This window comes from Pyxidicoccus caerfyrddinensis (assembly GCF_010894405.1).
GTDB lineage: Bacteria > Myxococcota > Myxococcia > Myxococcales > Myxococcaceae > Myxococcus > Myxococcus caerfyrddinensis.
On sequence record NZ_JAAIYA010000011.1, the window covers coordinates 397,732 to 415,527 of the forward strand.

At 70.7% G+C, this 17,796-nt stretch carries 17 protein-coding genes; 13 read left to right on the forward strand and 4 right to left on the reverse strand.

What is annotated here, in order from left to right; genetic code table 11:
* Position 1 precedes the first annotated feature (1 nt).
* From G4D86_RS27535 to dnaK, 3 genes are all read right to left on the reverse strand, one after another.
* A complete protein-coding gene (locus G4D86_RS27535) occupies positions 2–757 on the reverse strand; it encodes a CvpA family protein (RefSeq protein WP_163997008.1) in 756 nt (251 codons plus the stop codon).
* Between the two features lie 18 nt (positions 758–775).
* Positions 776–2,593 (reverse strand): DnaJ domain-containing protein, encoded by a 1,818-nt coding sequence (locus tag G4D86_RS53890; protein WP_275899150.1) that lies wholly within the window; start codon positions 2,591–2,593, stop codon positions 776–778.
* 497 nt (positions 2,594–3,090) lie between these two features.
* Positions 3,091–4,698 (reverse strand): molecular chaperone DnaK, encoded by a 1,608-nt coding sequence (gene dnaK / locus G4D86_RS27545; protein WP_163997009.1) that lies wholly within the window; start codon positions 4,696–4,698, stop codon positions 3,091–3,093.
* A gap of 203 nt (positions 4,699–4,901) precedes the next feature.
* Between dnaK and G4D86_RS27550 the strand changes: the two genes are divergently transcribed.
* The 13 genes from G4D86_RS27550 (at position 4,902) to G4D86_RS27610 (ending at position 15,378) form a co-directional block, all read left to right on the forward strand.
* Entirely contained in the window at positions 4,902–5,735 is an 834-nt protein-coding gene (locus tag G4D86_RS27550) for a class II glutamine amidotransferase (protein WP_205519759.1), read from the forward strand.
* Positions 5,736–5,996: 261 nt separating this feature from the next.
* Complete coding sequence (locus tag G4D86_RS27555) at positions 5,997–6,410, forward strand: ATP-binding protein (RefSeq protein ID WP_240360496.1); 414 nt, start codon at positions 5,997–5,999, stop codon at positions 6,408–6,410.
* Positions 6,407–7,138: an ATP-binding protein gene (locus G4D86_RS27560; RefSeq protein ID WP_163997011.1), complete on the forward strand. Its 732-nt coding sequence runs from the start codon at positions 6,407–6,409 to the stop codon at positions 7,136–7,138. The genes G4D86_RS27555 and G4D86_RS27560 overlap by 4 nt, the downstream gene beginning before the upstream one ends.
* Positions 7,135–7,704: a SpoIIE family protein phosphatase gene (locus tag G4D86_RS27565; RefSeq protein ID WP_163997057.1), complete on the forward strand. Its 570-nt coding sequence runs from the start codon at positions 7,135–7,137 to the stop codon at positions 7,702–7,704. Before G4D86_RS27560 ends, G4D86_RS27565 begins: the two co-directional genes overlap by 4 nt.
* Positions 7,701–8,198, forward strand: a complete 498-nt coding sequence (locus tag G4D86_RS27570) for an STAS domain-containing protein (protein ID WP_163997012.1) — start codon at positions 7,701–7,703, stop codon at positions 8,196–8,198. Before G4D86_RS27565 ends, G4D86_RS27570 begins: the two co-directional genes overlap by 4 nt.
* 15 nt (positions 8,199–8,213) lie before the next feature.
* The gene (locus G4D86_RS27575; protein ID WP_163997013.1) at positions 8,214–8,900 is read left to right on the forward strand and encodes an STAS domain-containing protein; all 687 of its coding nucleotides are present in this window, start codon (positions 8,214–8,216) and stop codon (positions 8,898–8,900) included.
* A 35-nt stretch (positions 8,901–8,935) separates the two neighbouring features.
* Positions 8,936–9,352, forward strand: coding sequence for an STAS/SEC14 domain-containing protein (locus G4D86_RS27580; RefSeq protein WP_240360497.1), 417 nt, complete (start codon positions 8,936–8,938; stop codon positions 9,350–9,352).
* Positions 9,353–9,453: 101 nt separating this feature from the next.
* A complete protein-coding gene (locus G4D86_RS27585; RefSeq protein ID WP_240360498.1) occupies positions 9,454–10,608 on the forward strand; it encodes a Re/Si-specific NAD(P)(+) transhydrogenase subunit alpha in 1,155 nt (384 codons plus the stop codon).
* Position 10,609: 1 nt separating this feature from the next.
* Positions 10,610–10,903 (forward strand): NAD(P) transhydrogenase subunit alpha part 2, encoded by a 294-nt coding sequence (locus G4D86_RS27590; protein ID WP_046713014.1) that lies wholly within the window; start codon positions 10,610–10,612, stop codon positions 10,901–10,903.
* Positions 10,900–12,315: an NAD(P)(+) transhydrogenase (Re/Si-specific) subunit beta gene (locus tag G4D86_RS27595; protein WP_163997014.1), complete on the forward strand. Its 1,416-nt coding sequence runs from the start codon at positions 10,900–10,902 to the stop codon at positions 12,313–12,315. The genes G4D86_RS27590 and G4D86_RS27595 overlap by 4 nt, the downstream gene beginning before the upstream one ends.
* An 8-nt stretch (positions 12,316–12,323) precedes the next feature.
* Positions 12,324–12,782: a GNAT family N-acetyltransferase gene (locus tag G4D86_RS27600; protein ID WP_163997015.1), complete on the forward strand. Its 459-nt coding sequence runs from the start codon at positions 12,324–12,326 to the stop codon at positions 12,780–12,782.
* 278 nt (positions 12,783–13,060) lie between these two features.
* Positions 13,061–15,040 carry a GYF domain-containing protein gene (locus G4D86_RS27605; protein WP_163997016.1) on the forward strand — a complete coding sequence of 660 codons (1,980 nt, stop codon included), beginning with the start codon at positions 13,061–13,063 and terminating at the stop codon, positions 15,038–15,040.
* Between the two features lie 20 nt (positions 15,041–15,060).
* Positions 15,061–15,378, forward strand: a complete 318-nt coding sequence (locus G4D86_RS27610; protein WP_163997017.1) for a DUF1330 domain-containing protein — start codon at positions 15,061–15,063, stop codon at positions 15,376–15,378.
* A gap of 60 nt (positions 15,379–15,438) precedes the next feature.
* Here G4D86_RS27610 and G4D86_RS27615 read toward each other — a convergent pair whose 3' ends face one another.
* Entirely contained in the window at positions 15,439–17,553 is a 2,115-nt protein-coding gene (locus G4D86_RS27615) for a M4 family metallopeptidase (protein WP_163997018.1), read from the reverse strand.
* Positions 17,554–17,796: the final 243 nt, after the last annotated feature.

Genomic DNA, 17,796 nt, shown 5'->3' on the forward strand with positions numbered 1-17,796 from the left:
GTCAGTCCCCGCGCTCCGAGGCCCGGACGGCCGCCCGCAGTCGGGCGGCCACGTCCGGGTCCTGGATGAGCTGGAGGACCAGGTCATTGCGCAGCAGCGCGGCGGTGTCGCCCCGGGCGAGCGCCTGCTTCAGCTTGTCGTCCTGGAGCAGGCGCTGGAAGCGCGCGTCCTTGCGCAGCGCCTTGTAGGCCGGGTCCTCCTGGAGGCGGCCCGCCGTCTCCGGGTCCGTGGACGCCTTCGCCACGCGCACCAGGTTGCCCACCTGGGAGAACTGCGTCATCTCGAACAGGTTGAAGCGGCGCGCGGCCTGGAGGGACAGCGACTCCTGCGTGGCGACACCGAAGCGCCGGCCGGCCACCACCACGTGCTGCTCGAAGAAGGTGATGGCGCTGAGCGCCACCCAGGCGATGAGGGCCATCTTCGCGCCGCCGAGGACGAAGCCGAGGACGCGGTCCACGCCGCGCTGCTCGTTGTGCCGGCCGGTGCTGAGGAAGCGCAAGAGCAGCGCGCCCAGCGCGTAGCGCACCGCCAGCCATACGACGATGTAGACGAGCACCGAGCCCAGGATGATGCCGAGGAACAGCGGGCTGCCGAGTGAGGCCGCGAGCTTGGGGCCGACCACGGGGCCCAGGCGGCTGGAGGCGAAGTAGCCCGCCGCCAGGCCCACGAGGTTCGCCACCTGTCGCGAGGCGCCGGTGATGGCGCCGATGGTGGCGAAGAAGAGCACCAGGCCGAGGATGATGAGGTCGATGACCATGGTGCCCTCCGGGGGCCTTCAGCGGATCTTGAACGACGAGTCGCCCTTGCTTTTCGCCTCTTCCTGGAGCTGCTTCTGCACCTCGGCCAGACGCTCCTTGTAGCGGGCGTTGGAGGGCTCGTAGGTGAGGGCCATCTTGAGGTTGCGCTCGGCGGCGGACGGGTTGCCGCCGTCGCTGTCCTTCTGGGCCTGCGCGTAGAACTGGCGCCCCTTGGGGTGGGTGCCGATCTGCTCCTCCTGCTCCTTCTTGACGGCGGCCTTGGTCTCCGCCTCGGAGGCATCGGTGAAGCGAAGCTTCTGGGCGCGCTCGGGGCCCGTCACGTCGGCGAGGTACTTCTTGCGCTTCGTGTCGTCGCGCAGGACGTAGTAGGCCTCGGTGACGCGCTTGTAGAGATCGTGGACGCGCTCCTTCAGCTCCTTCTCCTCGACGTGGAAGAAGCGGTCGGGGTGGTAGGTGCGGCTCTCGCGGTAGAAGGCCTTCTTGATGTCCGCGGGAACGGCGGTCCGCTCGAGGAGGAGCACCTCGAAGTAGTCCATCTGGTCCAGCTTCGCGCAGCGAGCCGCCAGGTCCGCGAGCTGCCGCGCGTCCAGGCCCGACCCCTTCGCGGCGGCGGGAGGAGGAGGCGGCGCCATGGCGGCGGCGGGAGGTGGAGGCGGCCCCCGCTGCGCCATGGCCGGGGCGATGGGCGGCACCACGGGCGCCATCGACGGAATGGCGGGCACGCGCGCGGCCACGCCCACGGGCGGGACGCCGGGGACGGTGGGCGCCACGGAAGGCACGGGAGGAATGGCCACCACGCGCGCGGCGCCGGGGGGCATGGCCGGGGCCACGGGGGGCACCGCGCCGCCCGCGACGGGCGGAGGCCGGGGCGGGGAGCCCGCGGTCGCCAGGGCGGGAAGGGAGACGGTGGGGCGTGCTCCCGGGCGCGGCTGGGGCGGCATGGCCGGGGCCACGGGCGGCGCCACCTGTCCCACGGCGAGCGTGGGCGGGGGACGCGGTGCGCCCGCGGCCACGACGGGCGCGCGCGCGGCGACGCCGGCACCCGAGGCGGGCGGCACGGCGGGGGCCGTGCCCGCGGGCGGACTCGGCGCGGCTGCCGGTGCGACGGAGGGCACGGGGCCGGCTGCCGGAGCGACGGAGGGCACGGGGCCGGCGGGAGCTCGCTGAGCGGCGGCGGGCGGTGCGGCGCTCGTGGGCCCGGCTCCCGCGGTGGGGACGGTGCCAGCCGGAGCGCGCTGCGCGGCGACGGGAGGCACGGCGCCAGCAGGCCCGGCTCCCTGCGCGACAGTGGGAGCGGTGCCGGAAGGAGCGCGCTGCGCGGCGACGGGCGGCACGCCAGGCGCGGAGCCCGCAGCCGGGCGCTGCGCGGCGGTGGCCACCGACGGGGGCGGAGGGGGCTGCATGCCAGCGGCGGCGGGCGGGGCACCCGGAGCCGCCCGAGGCGCCTGCCCCTGAGGGCTGGCTGTCGCGGGGCCCGATGCGCCACCCATGGCGGGAGTAATCGAAGGCAGCGCCGCCGGAGTCCCGCGAGGCGCGGGGCCCGACGCACCACCCATGGCGGGAGTAATCGAAGGCAGCGCCGGAGTCCCACGAGGCGCGGGGCCCGATGCTCCGCCCACTGCGGGCGTGATGGACGGCAGTGCCGCCGGAGTCCCGCGAGGAGCAGGCCCGGTTCCGGGCTGCGCCGTCTGCGAGGGCACGGCCCCCGGATTCGTCACGGCGCGAGCCGCCGGGGTTCCCTGTGCCGGAGCCACGGCGGAAGCCGTGAGACGCGCCGACGGAGGCACGGCGCCCACGGCGGGGATGCCGGGGACGGTGGGGCGCTGCGGAGCCATGGGAGCCGCGCCCGTCGTGGGCGCCCCCACGGCGGGGATGCCGGAGACGGTAGGACGCTGAGGCGCGGCCGGAGCCCCCACAGCGGGGATGCCAGGGACGGTGGGGCGCTGAGGCGCGGCGGGTGCCCCCACGGCGGGGACGCCGGGGACAGTGGGGCGCTGAGGCGCGGCAGGAGCGCCCACGGCGGGGATGCCGGGGACCGTGGGGCGCTGCGAAGCCTGGGGCGCCGTCACGACGGGGCGGGGCGCCGCGGGCGCCGTCGCACCGGGCGGCCTCGGGGGCGGAGTCGGGGCCTGTGCGGCGGGCACCGTGCCCGGGGCCGGCGGTGGACGCGGAGGTGCACCCGCGACGGGCGCGGAAGGAACCGTGGGAACGGTGGCGGTCACCCGGGGTACAGCAGGGCGAGCAGGAGCCGCCGGCGTCCCGGGCGGGGCTCCCGGCGGCTTGCCGGTGCTGGGGTCAGAAGGCTGGGACATCTTCGGCGTCCAGGGGCCCGCTACTGGGCCACGGCGGGCAGGTCGTTGGTGTTGTGTCCCGCCAGCCGCGTGTCACGGTTCGACTGGATGGACTTCTGGATGTCGGCCTCGGTCATGCCGGACGACAAGGTGATGGTCGTCGACGTCTTCTGTCCCGTCTCCGTGTCGCACGCGGACACGTTCACCAGTCCGTCCGTGTTGATCTCGAACGTGACTTCAATCTTCACCTCGCCCCGGTACCCGATGCGGAAGCCGGAGAACTCGAACTCGCCCAGCATCTCGCACTCGTCGGCGCGGTTGGACTCGCCCTGGTACACGCGAATCTTCACCTTCTCCTGGCCGTCGCGGCTGGTGGTGAAGGTCTTCGAGCGGTCGATGGGCACCGGCGTGTTCTTGTCGATGATCTTCTCGGTGTACCCGCCCACCGTGCCGATGCGCAGCGTCAGCGGCGTGACGTCCACCAGGAACGTCTCCGTCTTGCTGTCCAGGAGCGCATGCGACTGGAGCGCCGCGCCCATGGCGACGACCTGGTCCGGGTTGATGCCCTCCAGCGGGTCCTTCTGGAAGTAGTGCTTCACCGAGTTGCGGATGATGGGCAGCCGCGTGGGCCCGCCCACCAGGATGACCGCGTCGATGTCCGCCGCCGTCAGTCGCGCGCTCTGCAAGGCCTCGTCGCAGACCTTGAAGGTGCGCTGCACCAGGTCCATCACCATCCGGTTGAACTGGTCCTGATTGAGCGTGCCGCGCAGGTCCATGATGTTGCCCTGCGCGTCCTGGCAGATGCCCTGGCAGAGGATGTCCGCCGAGCCCGTCTGCCCCACGTCGATCTTCGCCTTCTCCGCGGCCTCCTTCAGCATCTGCAGGCAGTACTTGTTCTGCCGCACGTCCAGCCGCGTCTTCGCCAGGAAGTCGTCCGCCAGCCACGTCATGATGCGGTCGTCGAAGTCGTCGCCGCCCAGGTACGTGTCACCCGCGGTGGCCAGCACCTCGAAGACGTCCTTGCCGATCTCGAGGATGGACACGTCGAACGTGCCGCCGCCGAGGTCGTAGACGACGATGCGCTGGTTGACGTCCCGGCCGAAGCCGTACGCCAGCGCCGCCGCGGTGGGCTCGTTGAGGATGCGCAGCACCTCCAGCCCGGCGATGCGGCCCGCGTCCTTGGTGGCCTGGCGCTGGTTGTCGTTGAAGTACGCCGGCACCGTGACGACGGCCTTCGTCACCTCGCGCCCGAGGTACGTCTCCGCCACCGCCTTCATCTCCTTGAGGACGAGCGCGCTGATCTCCGGCAGCGAGTACGTCCGCGCCCCCACGGCGATGCGCACCGAGTTGTTGTCGCCCTCGACGATGCGGTACGGCATCACCGCCTGCGCCTTCTTCACCTCGTCGGAGAAGTAGTACCGGCCGATGAGCCGCTTGGCGGAATAGACGGTCTGCTCGGGGCTGGTGATGATGTTCTTCTTGGCCGCGTTGCCCACCAGCACCGAGCCGTCCTCGAGGAAGGACACGCAGGAGGCATGCGTCGTCTCTCCCCACTCGTTGGGGATGACCACGGGCTGACCGTCCTGGACCACCGACACGCATGAATACGACGTGCCCAGGTCGATGCCGATTGCGATGTCGTCCGCCATTCCGTCTCCGGTGAAGACCCGCAACCCAAGGTCCGTCGGTGAAGGGCAGGGAGGTTAGGTCTCCAGCCCCGACGTGTCAACGTTTCAGGTTCAGCAAAGTCCAGCTATTTCAAGTACTTAGCGAGGGGGCAAGGGGACGTGCCTGCTGGCTTGAGGGGGGAGACTGGCGTCATTATCTATCCCTGGGAAGGGGGTCTTCATCCATGTCCGTCGTCCTCGCCGCCCTGACGTCCGACCCGAACCTGCTTCGGTGCGAGCTCCACCGGCTGTCCAGCCAGGTGCTCCTCCAGGGGGAGCAGCGTTCCAACGCCGTGGGGGTGGGCGCCTACGCCCAGGACGAGGTGTTGCTGCGGCGCTTCGGCAGTGACGACGAGCTCTCGCTGGACTCGCTCGCCCCTCCGCACGAGTCCGAGGCGCTGCTGTTCCATGGCGGCAGGCTGCCGGTGGGGCTCTCGCTGGAGGACAACACGCAGCCGTTCCGGGCGCGCCGCTGGCTGTTCGCGCACCAGGGCGCCATCAACGGCTTCGCGCAGCTTCGTACGGGGTTGATGGACTCGCTGCCGGACCACCTCCAGCGGCAGGTGCGGGGCGCCACCGACAGCGAGCTGCTCTTCGCGCTGTTCCTGCGGCACCTGCGCGACGTGGGCCGCACGGATGACCCGAGGCTGGAGGCGCCCCTCGCCGCGCGCCTGCTGGCGGACACCGCGCGCGAGGTGGCGAAGGCCGGCGCGGACGCGGGCATCACCCGCACCTCCACGCTCAACCTGGTGGCCACCAACGGCTCTCTCCTGGTGGCGTGCCGCTTCGGCGAGGAGCCGCTCTTCTATACGCGGCTGGAGGGCTCCGCCGAGTGCGAGCCGTGCGGCGTGACGCCCGGCACTCCGGAGACGCAGCCGGCCGTGGGCGCGCACCGGCGCCGCCGCACGGTGGTGGTGGCCAGCCACGTGAAGCGCACCGCGGGCTGGGTGGAGCTGGCCCAGGGCACTACACTGGCGGTGGGTCCGGACCTCCGGCTCGCCCACCTTCCAGGCGTTTGACGGGCGGGAGCGCCTGCTCCCCGCCGCAGCTCCGTAAATCCAGAGCTTCCCGGATGAAGCCGGTGAAGCCGGGTTTTTACGCCCAAAATTTCTGGTTTTAGTCCGAGCCTCCCTGGAATGGAAGCGGGCATCGGTGGGTGCAATGTGCACCACTTTACATACTCGACATATTGGTGCCTAATTTATCGAAATTTTCCGCCAGGAAAGAATTTTTTGCCGGCCTCCCTCCCCCAGTTTTCGGATTTCGAACCACCACTCTCAGTGGAAGTCCAGCTGAAGTCGGACGCGGTGGTGGCGGCGGCGCTGGGGCGGCGCTTCGCGCGGCAGGCGGGGCTGACGGCCCCGGCCAGCGCGGAGGTGGCGGTGGTGGTGAGTGAGCTGGCCACCAACCTGGTGCGTCACGCCGGCGCGGGCGGCACGGTGGAGCTGTGGTGCGAGGGTGGGTGGCTCTTCATCCGCTCGAGAGATCGCGGCCCCGGCATGGCGGACCCCGCGCGGCTCTTCATGGGCCGGGGTGAGGGACGTCCCGGCCCGCTGCCGGGTGAGAGCCTGGGCGAGGGCGGCGCGGCGGTGATGCGACTGACGGACGGTGTCCACGTGTCCAACCGCGAGGGCGGGGGGCTCGAGGTGGTGGCTCGCAAGCGGGTGATTCTGGAGAACAGGAGGCACCGGTGAGCCGGGGCTCGATGTGCACGGAGCTGTTGCGGGTGTTGCAGCAGTTCATGTCCGAGACGGCGGCGCGACTGGTGCTTCGCGGGACGCTGGAGCCGCTGCGGCTGTCGCTGGAGTCGGTAGGCTCGGCGGAGCTGCCGCGTGTCATCGAGGCGCTGGAGCCGGCGACCCGCCACTTCGTGGACCCCGCGCGCCGGCCGCAGCTGGCCGCGCAGCTGCGGACGCTGGCCACGCCCGCCGCCTCCGCGATGTCGGCGCAGTACCCCGCCGCGGCGAAGCCCAGTCCCACCCCTCCGCAGGGCACCCCCGTGGTGGCGCCCGCCGCCTCCGCGGGTCCTGAAGTCCGCGCCACCACCTATCTGGTGCGCACGGAGTCGGACGCCAGCCACGCGCGGCTCGCGGCGCGGATGATGTGCGAGACGCTGGGTGGGCGCGGCTACGAGTGCCAGAAGGTGGCCACGGCGGTGAGTGAGCTGGCGCGCAACCAGATTGCCTATGCCGGCGGAGGCACCATCCAGCTCGCCCCCGAGCAGACGCCGCGGCGCCTGCTCCGCGTGCGCGCGGAGGACCAGGGCCGCGGTATTCCAGACCTGGAGCGCGTGCTGTCCGGCACCTACCGCAGCAAGACGGGCATGGGCCTGGGGCTTTTGGGCGTGAAGCGGCTGGCGGACCGGTTCGACGTGCGCACCGGTCCCTCGGGCACGCAGGTGGACTTCGAGGTGTGGTTGTGAGGTTGGCCGTCTCCCACCACTCGCGCCCCAAGCCGGGTGAGGTGCGGAACGGCGACATGGCGCTGGTGCGCAGCCAGGGTGAGCACACGCTGCTGGCGGTGGTGGACGCGCTGGGGCACGGCCCCGTGGCGGCGGCGGTGGCGGCCGACGCGGCCCGCTGCCTGGAGTCGCAGCCGCTGGACGCCGGCGTGGAGCCGCTGCTGGACGCGGTGCACTCGGCCCTGCGGCACAGCCGGGGCGCGGCCATCATGCTCGGCCTGTTCGACGGCAAGACGATTCACTGCGGCGGCGTGGGCAACGTGGAGCTGCGCACGCGGGGCACCCGGGTGCCCGTGGTCCCCACGCCCGGCATCCTCGGTCAGTCCATCCGCTCGCTGCGCACCGCCTCCGCGGCGCTGTCGCCCGGAGACCGGCTGGTCCTCTTCAGCGACGGCCTGAGCTACCGGCTGGACCTGGAGTACGCGCGGAAGCTTCCCCCCAACGAGGCGTGTTTGCTCCTGATGGAGCGCTACGCCCGACCTTCGGACGATGCCACCGTGATGGTGGTGGACGTGGAGACAGTATGAGCCAGCCCGACTTCCCCGGGGCCTCCCGCCCCGACCGTGAGACTTCCCGCATTCCCATCATCCCCCTGTGGGGCAACCTCATCGTCCCGCTGCAAGGGGACATCACCGACGCGCAGGCCGCGCAGCTGTGCTCGGACGTGCTGCGCGACATCCAGCGCATCGGCGCGCGCGGCATGGTGGTGGACATCTCCGGGCTGTGGCTGGTGGACAGCCACCTGTGCGCGGTGCTCGCGCGGTTGGCCGCCTCGGCGCGGCTGATGGGCACCCGCACCGTGCTGTGCGGCATGGGCGCGGACGTGGCGCTCACCCTGCAGAGCATGGGCATCCAGCTGGAAGGCGTGGAGACGGCGCTGGGCCTGGAGGAAGGGCTGGCGCTGCTCGGCGTGCAGGTGGTGGGCGGACGCAGCACCTCCTCCGAGCGCGAGGCCTCCCTTGCCCTGGCCGACGAGATGCTCGGCCTGTCGCCGTCCCCCCTCCCCAAGCCCACCGCCTGAGGACCCCCACACCCCATGAGCGCCCTCCCCAAGCCGCAGGACCTCCTCTCCATCAACCCCGAGCGCATCGGCCGCATCATTGACGTGCTGTCGATGATTTCCGTGGGTCAGTTCGCCCCGGAGTGGACCACCATCCCCATCAACGAGACGGATGAGCTGGCCGCGCTGGAGGAGACGCTCAACGTCTTCGTGCGCGAGCTGGCCACCACGCGCCGCGAGCACGAAGAGGCCGTGACGCGCCTGGCGACGAGCCACCGGGAGATGGAGGAGAAGCTCGCCACCATCGAACGGCAGCGCGAGGCCATCCGCGACTTGTCCACGCCCATCATCGAGCTGTGGGAGGACATCCTCACGCTGCCCATCGTCGGCGTGGTGGACACGCAGCGCTCGGTGGAGATGACCGAGCGGCTCCTGCACCGCATCGTCCAGGGGAAGGCCCGCTGCGTCATCATCGACATCACCGGCGTGGAGGTGGTGGACACGATGACGGCCAACCACTTCATCAAGATGGTCAACGCCGCGCGGCTCCTGGGCGCGTACTGCGTGGTGACGGGCATCAGCCCGCTCATCGCCCAGACGCTGGTCCAGATTGGCGTGGACCTCAGTGCGGTGAAGACGCTCAGCAGCCTGAAGGAAGGCCTGCGCGAGTGCTTCCTCCACCTGCGCAAGAGCAACAGCGGGACGCCGACGCAGCAGCGCTGAACCACCCCCAGGAATCCGTGACAAGGAGCAGTGCGATGGGAGCAGTCTGGACGTTGGGCCCGCACAAGATGTGGTTCGAGGAGCCGGACACGGTGCGGCTCGTCACCGTCGGCATCTACGACATGAAGCTGCTGGAGGAGTCGAACGCGCTGGTCCGTGAGCTGAAGAAGAACCACCCCACGCTCTATCTCATCTCGGACTCGCGCCAGGGCACCGGCATGTCCGCGGACGTGCGCAAGCTCCTGGGGGAGAACCAGGACCTGATGCCCTACGCGGCCTCGGTGATGTTCGGCAGCAGCTTCGCCATGCGGACCATGGTCAACATGATGATCCGCGCGGGGGAGTTGATGGGGAAGAAGGGGGGCATTCCCTTCGCCATGGTGGGCACCGAGGAAGAGGCGAAGGCCTGGGTCGCCGAGCAGCGCGAGGCCGCGAAGTCGAAGGCGTCCTGAAGCGTCGCCTCTGAAACATCCCCTCGTACCGGCGGGTGATTGCGCCGGACACGGGAGCTGCACCGTGGGTGGGTGGGCGATGGGACCGGGCGGGTTGGCCTATGCTGCCCCGCATGATCATCGCCATCCCCCGTGAAACGGTGCCGGGCGAGAAGCGAATCGCGCTCGTGGCGGAGAGCGTGAAACGCCTCGTCGGCAGGAAGCACGAAGTGGTGATTGAGAGCGGCGCGGGCCAGGGCGCGGAGTGCTCCGACGAGGAGCTGCGCGCCGCCGGTGCCCGCCTCGAGCCCACCGCCGCCGCCGTCTACGCCGCCGCGGACGTGCTGCTCAAGGTCCAGCCTCCAGGGCCGGAGGAGCTGCCGCTCCTGAAGCCCGGCTCGGTGCTGGTGAGCCTGGCGTACCCCATGTCCAACCCCAAGCTGGCGCGCGCCATTGCCGAGCGGCAGGTGACGCTCCTGGCCATGGACATGGTGCCGCGCACCACGCTGGCGCAGATGATGGACGTGCTCAGCTCGCAGGCGACGATTGCCGGCTACCGCGCGGTGCTGCTCGCGGCGGAGGCGATGCCGAAGCTGTTCCCCATGCTGATGACGGCGGCCGGCACCATTCCCCCGGCCAAGGTGCTGGTGCTGGGCGCGGGCGTGGCCGGCCTGCAGGCCATCGCCACGGCGCGCCGCCTGGGCGCGGTGGTGGAGGCGTACGATGTCCGCAAGGTGGTGAAGGAGCAGGTGGAGAGCCTGGGCGCTCGCTTCGTCAACATCGACATCGAGGACGCGGCGGGCTCCGGCGGGTACGCGAAGGAGCTGAGCGAGGAGGCGAAGAAGAAGCAGGCCGAGGCGCTCGCGGTGCACGTGGCGAAGTCCGACGCCGTCATCACCACGGCGCTGGTGCCCGGCCGGCGCGCGCCGGTGCTGCTGCCCGCGGACATGGTGCGGCGCATGAAGAGCGGCTCGGTGGTGGTGGACATCGCGGCGGAGCAGGGCGGCAACTGCGAGCTGACCCGGCCCGGCGAGCGCTACCGCACGGAGAACGGCGTCACCGTCATCGGCGAGAAGAACCTGCCCAGCCAGCTGTCGGTGCACGCCAGCGCCATGTTCTCGCGCAACCTGGAGAAGCTGCTCGCGCACGTCACGGACAAGGACGGCGCGCTGAAGCTGGATGCCTCCGACGAAATCGTGAAGGGGATGCTCATCACCCGCGGCGGGGACATCGTCCATCCCGCCGTGGCGGACGTGGCCATGAAGGAGGTCGCCTGACATGTCACTGACGCTCATCTTCGGCCTGTACGTGTTCTTCCTGGCCGCCTTCACGGGCTACCAGGTCATCTCCAAGGTGCCGCACCTCTTGCACACGCCGCTGATGGCCTTCACCAACGCCATCTCCGGCATCTCCCTGGTGGGCTCGCTGCTGGCGGCGGGCGGGCACTACGGGACGGTGTCCACGGTGCTGGGCGCGGTGGCGGTGCTCGCCGCCACCATCAACGTGGTGGGCGGCTTCCTCATCACCGACCGCATGCTGCGCATGTTCAAGAAGAAGGGAGGCGCGCGATGACGCTCTCGCTGACGGAGACGTTCGTCCAACTGCTGTACCTCGCCGCCTCCATCCTCTTCGTCCTCGGCTTGAAGGATCTGGGCGACGCGCAGACGGCGCGCCGGGGCGTGCTGCTGGCGGAGGTGGGCATGGTGGCCGCCGTCGTCGGCACGCTGCTGTACGGCGTGGCGGTGTCCGGCGTCATCATCCGGTGGGAGTGGATCATCCTCGCCATCGTCGCCGGCTCGGCGGTGGGCACGGGCATGGGCCTGTGGATTCCGATGACGAAGATGCCCGAGCGCATCGCCCTGTCGCACGCCTTCGGCGGCCTCGCGGTGGGTCTCGTCGGCGTCGTCGAGTACCTGGAGCACGGTGGCCCGCATATGACCACGCTCCAGGTGACGGCGACGGGACTGGAGGTGGCGCTCGGCGCGCTCACCTTCACCGGCAGCCTCATGGCCTTCGGCAAGCTGCAGGGCTTCATCACCGGCAGGCCCGTCACCTACCCGGGGCAGAACGCGTCCAACGTGCTGATGATTGCCGGCACGCTGGGGCTGATTGGCCTGCTGGTGTTCATGCCGGAGGCGGCCTGGGCCTTCTACGCCGTGGCGGCGCTGGGTGTGCTGCTGGGCGTGCTGCTGGTGCTGCCCATCGGCGGCGCGGACATGCCGGTGGTCATCTGCCTCCTCAACTCGTACGCGGGCCTCGCGGCGGCGGCCACGGGCTTCGCGCTGGGCAACAACGTCCTCATCATCTGCGGCGCGCTGGACGGCTTCTCCGGCTTCCTGCTGGGCATGATGATGTCCAAGGCGATGAACCGCTCGTTCGCCAACGTGCTGTTCGGCGCGTTCGGCGCGGCGCCGGAGGCGAAGGCGGTGACGGCGGGGGCGACGCCCGCCGGGCCCGCGCCCAACGTGGGCTCGGTGGAGGAGGCGGCCGAGGTGCTCCGCGCGGCGCGCTCCGTCATCGTGGTGCCCGGCTACGGCATGGCCGTGTCCCAGGCGCAGCACGCGGTGCGCGATCTGGCCAACGCGCTCCAGGCCAACGGCTGCGACGTGCGCTACGCCATCCACCCGGTGGCCGGCCGCATGCCCGGGCACATGAACGTGCTGCTCGCCGAGGCGAACGTCCCGTACGACCACCTCTTCGACCTGGACGTCATCAACGACGACTTCTCCGCGACAGACGTGGCGCTGGTGGTGGGGGCGAACGACGTGGTGAATCCCGCCGCGCGCAACAACCAGAGCAGCCCCATCTACGGCATGCCGATTCTCTCCGCGGACATGGCGAAGACGTGCCTCGTGCTGAAGCGCTCGCTCAACGCCGGCTTCGCGGGCATCGAAAACGAGTTGTTCGTCCGCTCGAATACGATGATGGTGCTCGGTGACGCGAAGAAGACGCTCACCCAGTTCACCGCCGCGTTGAAGGAGTAGGCCGGACGATGATTCGCGAAGCGGTTGCGGCGGATGCCCCGTTGCTGGCCCGCCTGCTCCGGGAGGCCTTCGAGGAGTACCGGGGGCGGTTGGACCCGCCCTCCAGCGCGCACGACAAGACGGAAGAGGTCGTGCTGCGCGAGTTGAAGGACGGAGGCGCCCTCATCTCCGAGTCACCCTCGGGCGCGGAGGGCTGCGTCTTCTTCCACGTGAAGCCGGACCATGTGTATCTGGACCGGCTGGCCGTGCTCCCGCCCTACCGGGGCCGGGGCGTGGCCCGCGCGCTGATGGAGGCGGTGGAGTCACGGGCCCGGGCGCTCGGGTCCACCCCCGTGCGGCTCAACGTGCGGCTGGCGCTGAAGGACCACCAGGACTGGTACGCGCGCCAGGGCTACGCGTTCCTCAGCTACGGCACCCACGCGGGCTACTCCGCGCCGACCTTCGTCGTGCTCCAGAAGTCGCTCTGAGGCACCCGGCGCGGGCGTCGTGGCGGGCCCCTCAGCGGTGCCTGCCCGCTCGGTGCCGCTGGAGGCCTGACGCGGCCATTGTGCGCGAGCGCCGCACAGCGGGGTGGATGGGCCGGGCTGGGAACGGACATTTCCGCTGGGTGTCCGATTAGAGTGGGCCTGCCGTTCACCTTCGCGCAGGCGCTCTCCGTTGACGAATCCGCTCGCGGGCATTCCATTGGGGAGGTCAGAGGGTGGCGGAGCGGGTCGTCGATGGGATTCTGGCAAGGAGCGGGTGCATGGTGGGCAATTCAGGGGATGGGAGCGCCAACCTGGACGGCTCCCGGGGTGTGCCCCCGGACGAGCAGGACACCGACACGTCTCCGGTGCTGGACGGCGTGTCCGACGCGGAGCTCGACGCCTTCGTCGGCAAGCTGCGCACGGACAAGAGCCGCACCCTCGCGCCGGCGGCGCAGCCGCGCTCGCGCCAGGAGATGATGGGCGAGCGCCTGCACCGCGGGCGCCAACTGGTGTCCTCCGTTCGCGAGGCGGTGCCGAGTCACGCGTGGTACGTCGCCCTGGGTGGGAAGGCCTCGGGGCCGCACGACGTCGAGGCACTGAAGCCGTTCTGGGAGCGGGGAGAGCTGGGGCCGGACTCGCTGTGCTGGCGTGAGGGCTTCAGCGAGTGGCTGTCCCTGTCGCAGGTGCCGGAGCTGGCCGAGGCGCTCGTCCCGCTGCCGCAGGAGAAGGTGCCCTCGGTGGAGGACATGCCCGCGGCGGCCGGACCCGGGGTTCCCGGCTTCGCGCTGAAGGGCGCGGAGGGGCTGAGGGCGCTCGCCGGGAGCGCGCCGGCGGCGGCTCCCACGCACGAGGCGTCGCCTTCGCTCGCGGCCACCACGGAGCAGGTGGCTGGTGCCGCCATGGTGGGAAGCGGCGCTGTCGGGACGCAGGCCCCGGGAGCCGCGCAGCCACAGCCGGAAGCCCTCGCGGAATCCGCGCGAGCGCAGGCGCCGGCGGGTGGCCTCGACGCGGAGGGCGGCACCTCCGTGGACCCGGTGGGGATGCACGCCGTGCTGGCGGGCGATGCGCGGGCGGGCCAGGAACGGTCGCGGTGGCGTGGCGCCGTGTGGCTCACGGTGATGGGCGGCGTCGTGGGTGGAGTGACAGTCGCCGTGGCCCTGGGGCTGTTGGGGCACGTGGATGGTCGTGCGCTCGCGGCGCGACTGGGCTTCCGCGAGGCCGTGGGCGACTCCGCGACGACTGCCTCGGAGCGCATGACTCCCGCGTCCGCTGTTCCGGGCACGGGCGGTCCTCCCGCCTCCGTCGCGGTGGGCACGGTGGTGGGGCAGGGTTCAGCGACTGGCGCTCCGGACGTTCTCTCCAGCTCCTCCACGGCAATTCCGGGTGTCGGTACTCCACCGGGGAGCGCGGGTGAAGGTGTTGCCGCCGGGAGTCCGCCGGGAGTCTCAGGCGTGAGTGCTGTCTCCGGGGCTCCATCGGGGACCCCGAGCTCGGGTGTTGCCTCGGGCGCGGGCCTCGCGGCGGGTGTCGCGGCGAGCACCTCGAGCTCCAACGCTGTCTCCGATACGGGGGCGGGCTCGTCGTCCGTGTCGCTCGGAGCCGTTGGAATCGACAGGGGTGGAAGCGTGCCCGTGCTGGCGGGCCCACGCCGCGGCTCCACGGGCTCCACCACCAGCGCGCCGGTCTCGCCGCTCGACTCCTCGCTGACCACGGACAGTCTTCCCTCGCCGGAGCAGACCGCACGCCCGGCCGTGCCCAACACGGCGCTCACGAAGCGCGCGGAGACTCCTCCCGTGAACGAGGCCGCGGCGGCCGCGGCCCTGGACGCCAAGGCCGCTCCCGCCGCGAACGCCGCGCCCAAGTCGGACCTGGGCCCGGACGAGGACTTCGAGAAGGAATTGCTGGACCCTCCGGCGGACCCGAATCCCCCCGAGGGGCGCACCGTCTACGTGCCGCCGGACCCGTCGCAGCCGCCCGCGTCGCTCGCCCAGTCCGACATCTTCGCGGTGGTGGCCGCGAACAAGGCGGACATCTCCGCGTGTGGCGCCGAGGAGCAGACTCCGCCTTCGGACTCGGGACGCCGGGTGGTGGTGCGCTGGAGCATCCTCCCGACCGGCAAGGTCGACGAGGTCGTCACCGAGACGCCGTCGCTCAAGGGCACGCCGCTCGCCCGCTGCATCGAGGCCAAGGTCCGCGCGTGGACCTTCCCCAGGCACCAGGAGCCGGGAGGCCCCGTCCGCTTCCCGTTCGTGTTCTAAACCGCCCGCAAGGAGCGTGTATGCCGGCCTACGTGGTGGTGCAGATTGCAGTGCACGATGCGCAGACCTACGAGCGCTACAAGCAGCTCGCCCCGCCGTCGATTGCCCACTACGGCGGGCGCTACCTCGCGCGCGGAGGCGCCACCGAGGTGCTCGAGGGCACGTGGCAGCCGCCGCGCTTCGTCATCCTGGAGTTCCCCAACGTCGAGCGGGCCCGCGCCTGGTGGGCCTCACCCGAGTACGCGCCCGCCAAGGCCCTGCGCCAGTCCAGCGCCCACACGATGATGCTGCTCGCCGAGGGGCTGCCCGCCGACGCCGTCCCCGTCGTACCGCGCTGAAATACGAAGCCCCGACTCCGGAGGCCTTCCTCCAGAGCCGGGGCCATGGAACGCCGGGCGCTAGTTCACGCCGACGGCGGTCCAGCTCTCCTTCACCTTCTGGACCTCCGGCGAGTTGGCGCCGTGCAGGTCGGTCGCCGCCTTGATGCAGGCCTCACGCGCCTGGGCGAAGGTGGTGCTGGGCGTCATGTAGTGGGCGAGGGCGCGGTAGTAGATCTTCAGGCCCTTCTCCATGCCGACGCCGTCCTTCACCTCGGCACCGGAGGTCTTGTTCTTCCCGCCGTTCACCAGCAGGTAGAACGCGTTGTTGGCGATGCCGCTGGAGCCGTGGACCTCCTTCTGCTTCGGGTAGTTCTTGTAGTTGTCGATGGAGTACCCGTCCTTCGTCGGGTCGTTCATGTACCGCAGGCCGTCCTCGTTGCCGTTGCCCGGGGTCCACGCCGTCTCGCCCACCGTCCAGTTGAACTTCACGTCGGGGTTCTTCTGCGAGGCGTACCACTCCACGCCCGCGCCCATGATGTCGCTCATGGCCTCGTTGAGGCCACCGGACTCGCCGCTGTAGATGAGGCCGGCGGTGCGCTCGGTGAGGCCGTGGGCAATCTCGTGCCCGGCGATGTCCAGCGCGGTGAGCGGACCGGCGTCCGTCCCGTTGCCGTCGCCGTAGCTCATCTTCTCGCCGTCCCAGAACGCGTTGACCAGGTTGTTGTCGACATGCACGTACGAGACGAGCTTCTCGCCCGCGCCGTCGAGCGAGTCGCGGCCGAGGACGTTCTTGATCATGTCGTACGTCATCGACGCGCCGTAGTGCGCGTCCACCGCGGCCTTGGCGCGGGGGGCGTCGCCCGTCTCGCCCCAGACGTCGTTGTTGTCCTTGAACTCCACCTGTCCGCTGGCCCGGGCCTTGTTCTGCCCGTCGTAGGTGACGATGCCCTTGCCGCGCGCGGCGTCCTGGAGGCTGAAGGTGCCGTCCGCGTTCTTCTTCGTCCCGAGCTCCACCTTGCCGCTGTAGAGCGAGGTGTCGTCCGCCTTGCCCGTGGGCGTCGGGGTGGGCCCCGGCGTCGGCGCCGGCTTGCCCGTGGCCTTCAGGCCCCAGCTGTTGAGCACGCCGGTGTCGCCGCGCGCCTTGTCGCTCACGGTGAGGGTCCACTCGCCCTGGGCCTTCTCGCCCGCGAAGGCGCTCAGGTCGAACGAGGTCTTCAGGTCATCCGTGCTGCCGCCGGTGCGGTTGTGCACCACCGCGCTCTTGCCGGAGGGGCTGGTCAGCGTGACGGTCAGGTCGCCGCGGTACGTGTGCTTGATGTCCACGTCCAGCTTCAGCTTGTCGACGGTGACGTCCCCGTCCAGCTTCAGCTTCGACGTGACGGTGCCCAGGTCGCCGATGGTGGCCTTGGGGCTGGTGGTGGCGCTCGTCTCGGTGGGCGCGGCGGCGGCGGCCTTCGCACCGGCCTTCGCGCCCTTCGACACGGAGAAGCCGTCAATCTCGTTGAAGCGGTCGAAGATCTTCCCGGTGTTGGCGTCCACCAGGTAGTTCATGCGGCGCGGCTTCTCCTGGCCGGCGATCTGGGACATCTCCACGCGGTACGCCGAGTGGTACTTGCCGGCGTCGTCCTTGTAGATGACCCGCTCCGCGTTGGGCTGCTTGTCCGGCTTCGCGCCGAACTCCTTGCGCGCCACGTCGATGGCCTGCGAGGCCGACAGCTTGGGCTTCTCGCTGCCGAGGCCGGCGGGGATGGTGGACGGCTCGCCGGTGATGCTCGACACCTTCCCGTCCTTGTCGAGGTGGCTGATGATCTGCTCACCGAAGACCTTCACGCCCTCGTGCACGCGGTCCATGCGCACGTGCACCATGCCCAGCTCGTCGCGCTCCACGTTCTTCGGGACGAAGGAGGCGGGCTGCCGGATGAGCGACTCGGACTCCGGCGCGATGTGCGCGAGCGAGGCCTGGATGGCGTTCTGCGCATCCATGCTCTCCAGCGGGAGGCGGCCCTGCCTGAGCGGCGACGTCAGCGTCTGCTCCGCGCGGGCCAGCTCGGTGCGACGCGGGGCCGAGCTGAAGCCGTCCTGGACGACGCGGGGGCTGGGCGTCGCCGCGGGCTTCACCGTGTTCTTGGGCTGGGTCTCGGTGGTGGGGCGGAGGGTGACCGGCTTCGGACCATCAGTTCGACGAACGCTCATGGTGGGGGGCTCCGATGTTGCGGGGGTACGATATTGTCGGTCCAGCGTCGCCAAAGTTGCCGCTGTGCGTTGAATTATTTATCGGTTCCGCATAACTCGGCAAGTCGGGGAATTGCGCAGAGCGTCACGCGGGGAGTCGCCACGCCCGAACCTCCGGCCGGACGCCCAGGCCGGGCGCCGCGCCGACGCAGCCGCATTACCTCGCGCGTAATTGAGACGCCCACCTCAGCCGCGCAGATTGCT

Coding starts and splice junctions, on each gene's coding strand:
- G4D86_RS27535 (WP_163997008.1), bottom strand. CDS start 757: ATGGTCATCGACCTCATCATCCTCGGCCTGGTGCTCTTCTTCGCCACC.
- G4D86_RS53890 (WP_275899150.1), bottom strand. CDS start 2,593: ATGGCTCCGCAGCGCCCCACCGTCCCCGGCATCCCCGCCGTGGGCGCC.
- dnaK (WP_163997009.1), bottom strand. CDS start 4,698: ATGGCGGACGACATCGCAATCGGCATCGACCTGGGCACGTCGTATTCA.
- G4D86_RS27550 (WP_205519759.1), top strand. CDS start 4,902: ATGTCCGTCGTCCTCGCCGCCCTGACGTCCGACCCGAACCTGCTTCGG.
- G4D86_RS27570 (WP_163997012.1), top strand. CDS start 7,701: ATGAGCCAGCCCGACTTCCCCGGGGCCTCCCGCCCCGACCGTGAGACT.
- G4D86_RS27575 (WP_163997013.1), top strand. CDS start 8,214: ATGAGCGCCCTCCCCAAGCCGCAGGACCTCCTCTCCATCAACCCCGAG.
- G4D86_RS27580 (WP_240360497.1), top strand. CDS start 8,936: ATGGGAGCAGTCTGGACGTTGGGCCCGCACAAGATGTGGTTCGAGGAG.
- G4D86_RS27585 (WP_240360498.1), top strand. CDS start 9,454: ATGCTGCCCCGCATGATCATCGCCATCCCCCGTGAAACGGTGCCGGGC.
- G4D86_RS27590 (WP_046713014.1), top strand. CDS start 10,610: ATGTCACTGACGCTCATCTTCGGCCTGTACGTGTTCTTCCTGGCCGCC.
- G4D86_RS27595 (WP_163997014.1), top strand. CDS start 10,900: ATGACGCTCTCGCTGACGGAGACGTTCGTCCAACTGCTGTACCTCGCC.
- G4D86_RS27600 (WP_163997015.1), top strand. CDS start 12,324: ATGATTCGCGAAGCGGTTGCGGCGGATGCCCCGTTGCTGGCCCGCCTG.
- G4D86_RS27605 (WP_163997016.1), top strand. CDS start 13,061: ATGGTGGGCAATTCAGGGGATGGGAGCGCCAACCTGGACGGCTCCCGG.
- G4D86_RS27610 (WP_163997017.1), top strand. CDS start 15,061: ATGCCGGCCTACGTGGTGGTGCAGATTGCAGTGCACGATGCGCAGACC.
- G4D86_RS27615 (WP_163997018.1), bottom strand. CDS start 17,553: ATGAGCGTTCGTCGAACTGATGGTCCGAAGCCGGTCACCCTCCGCCCC.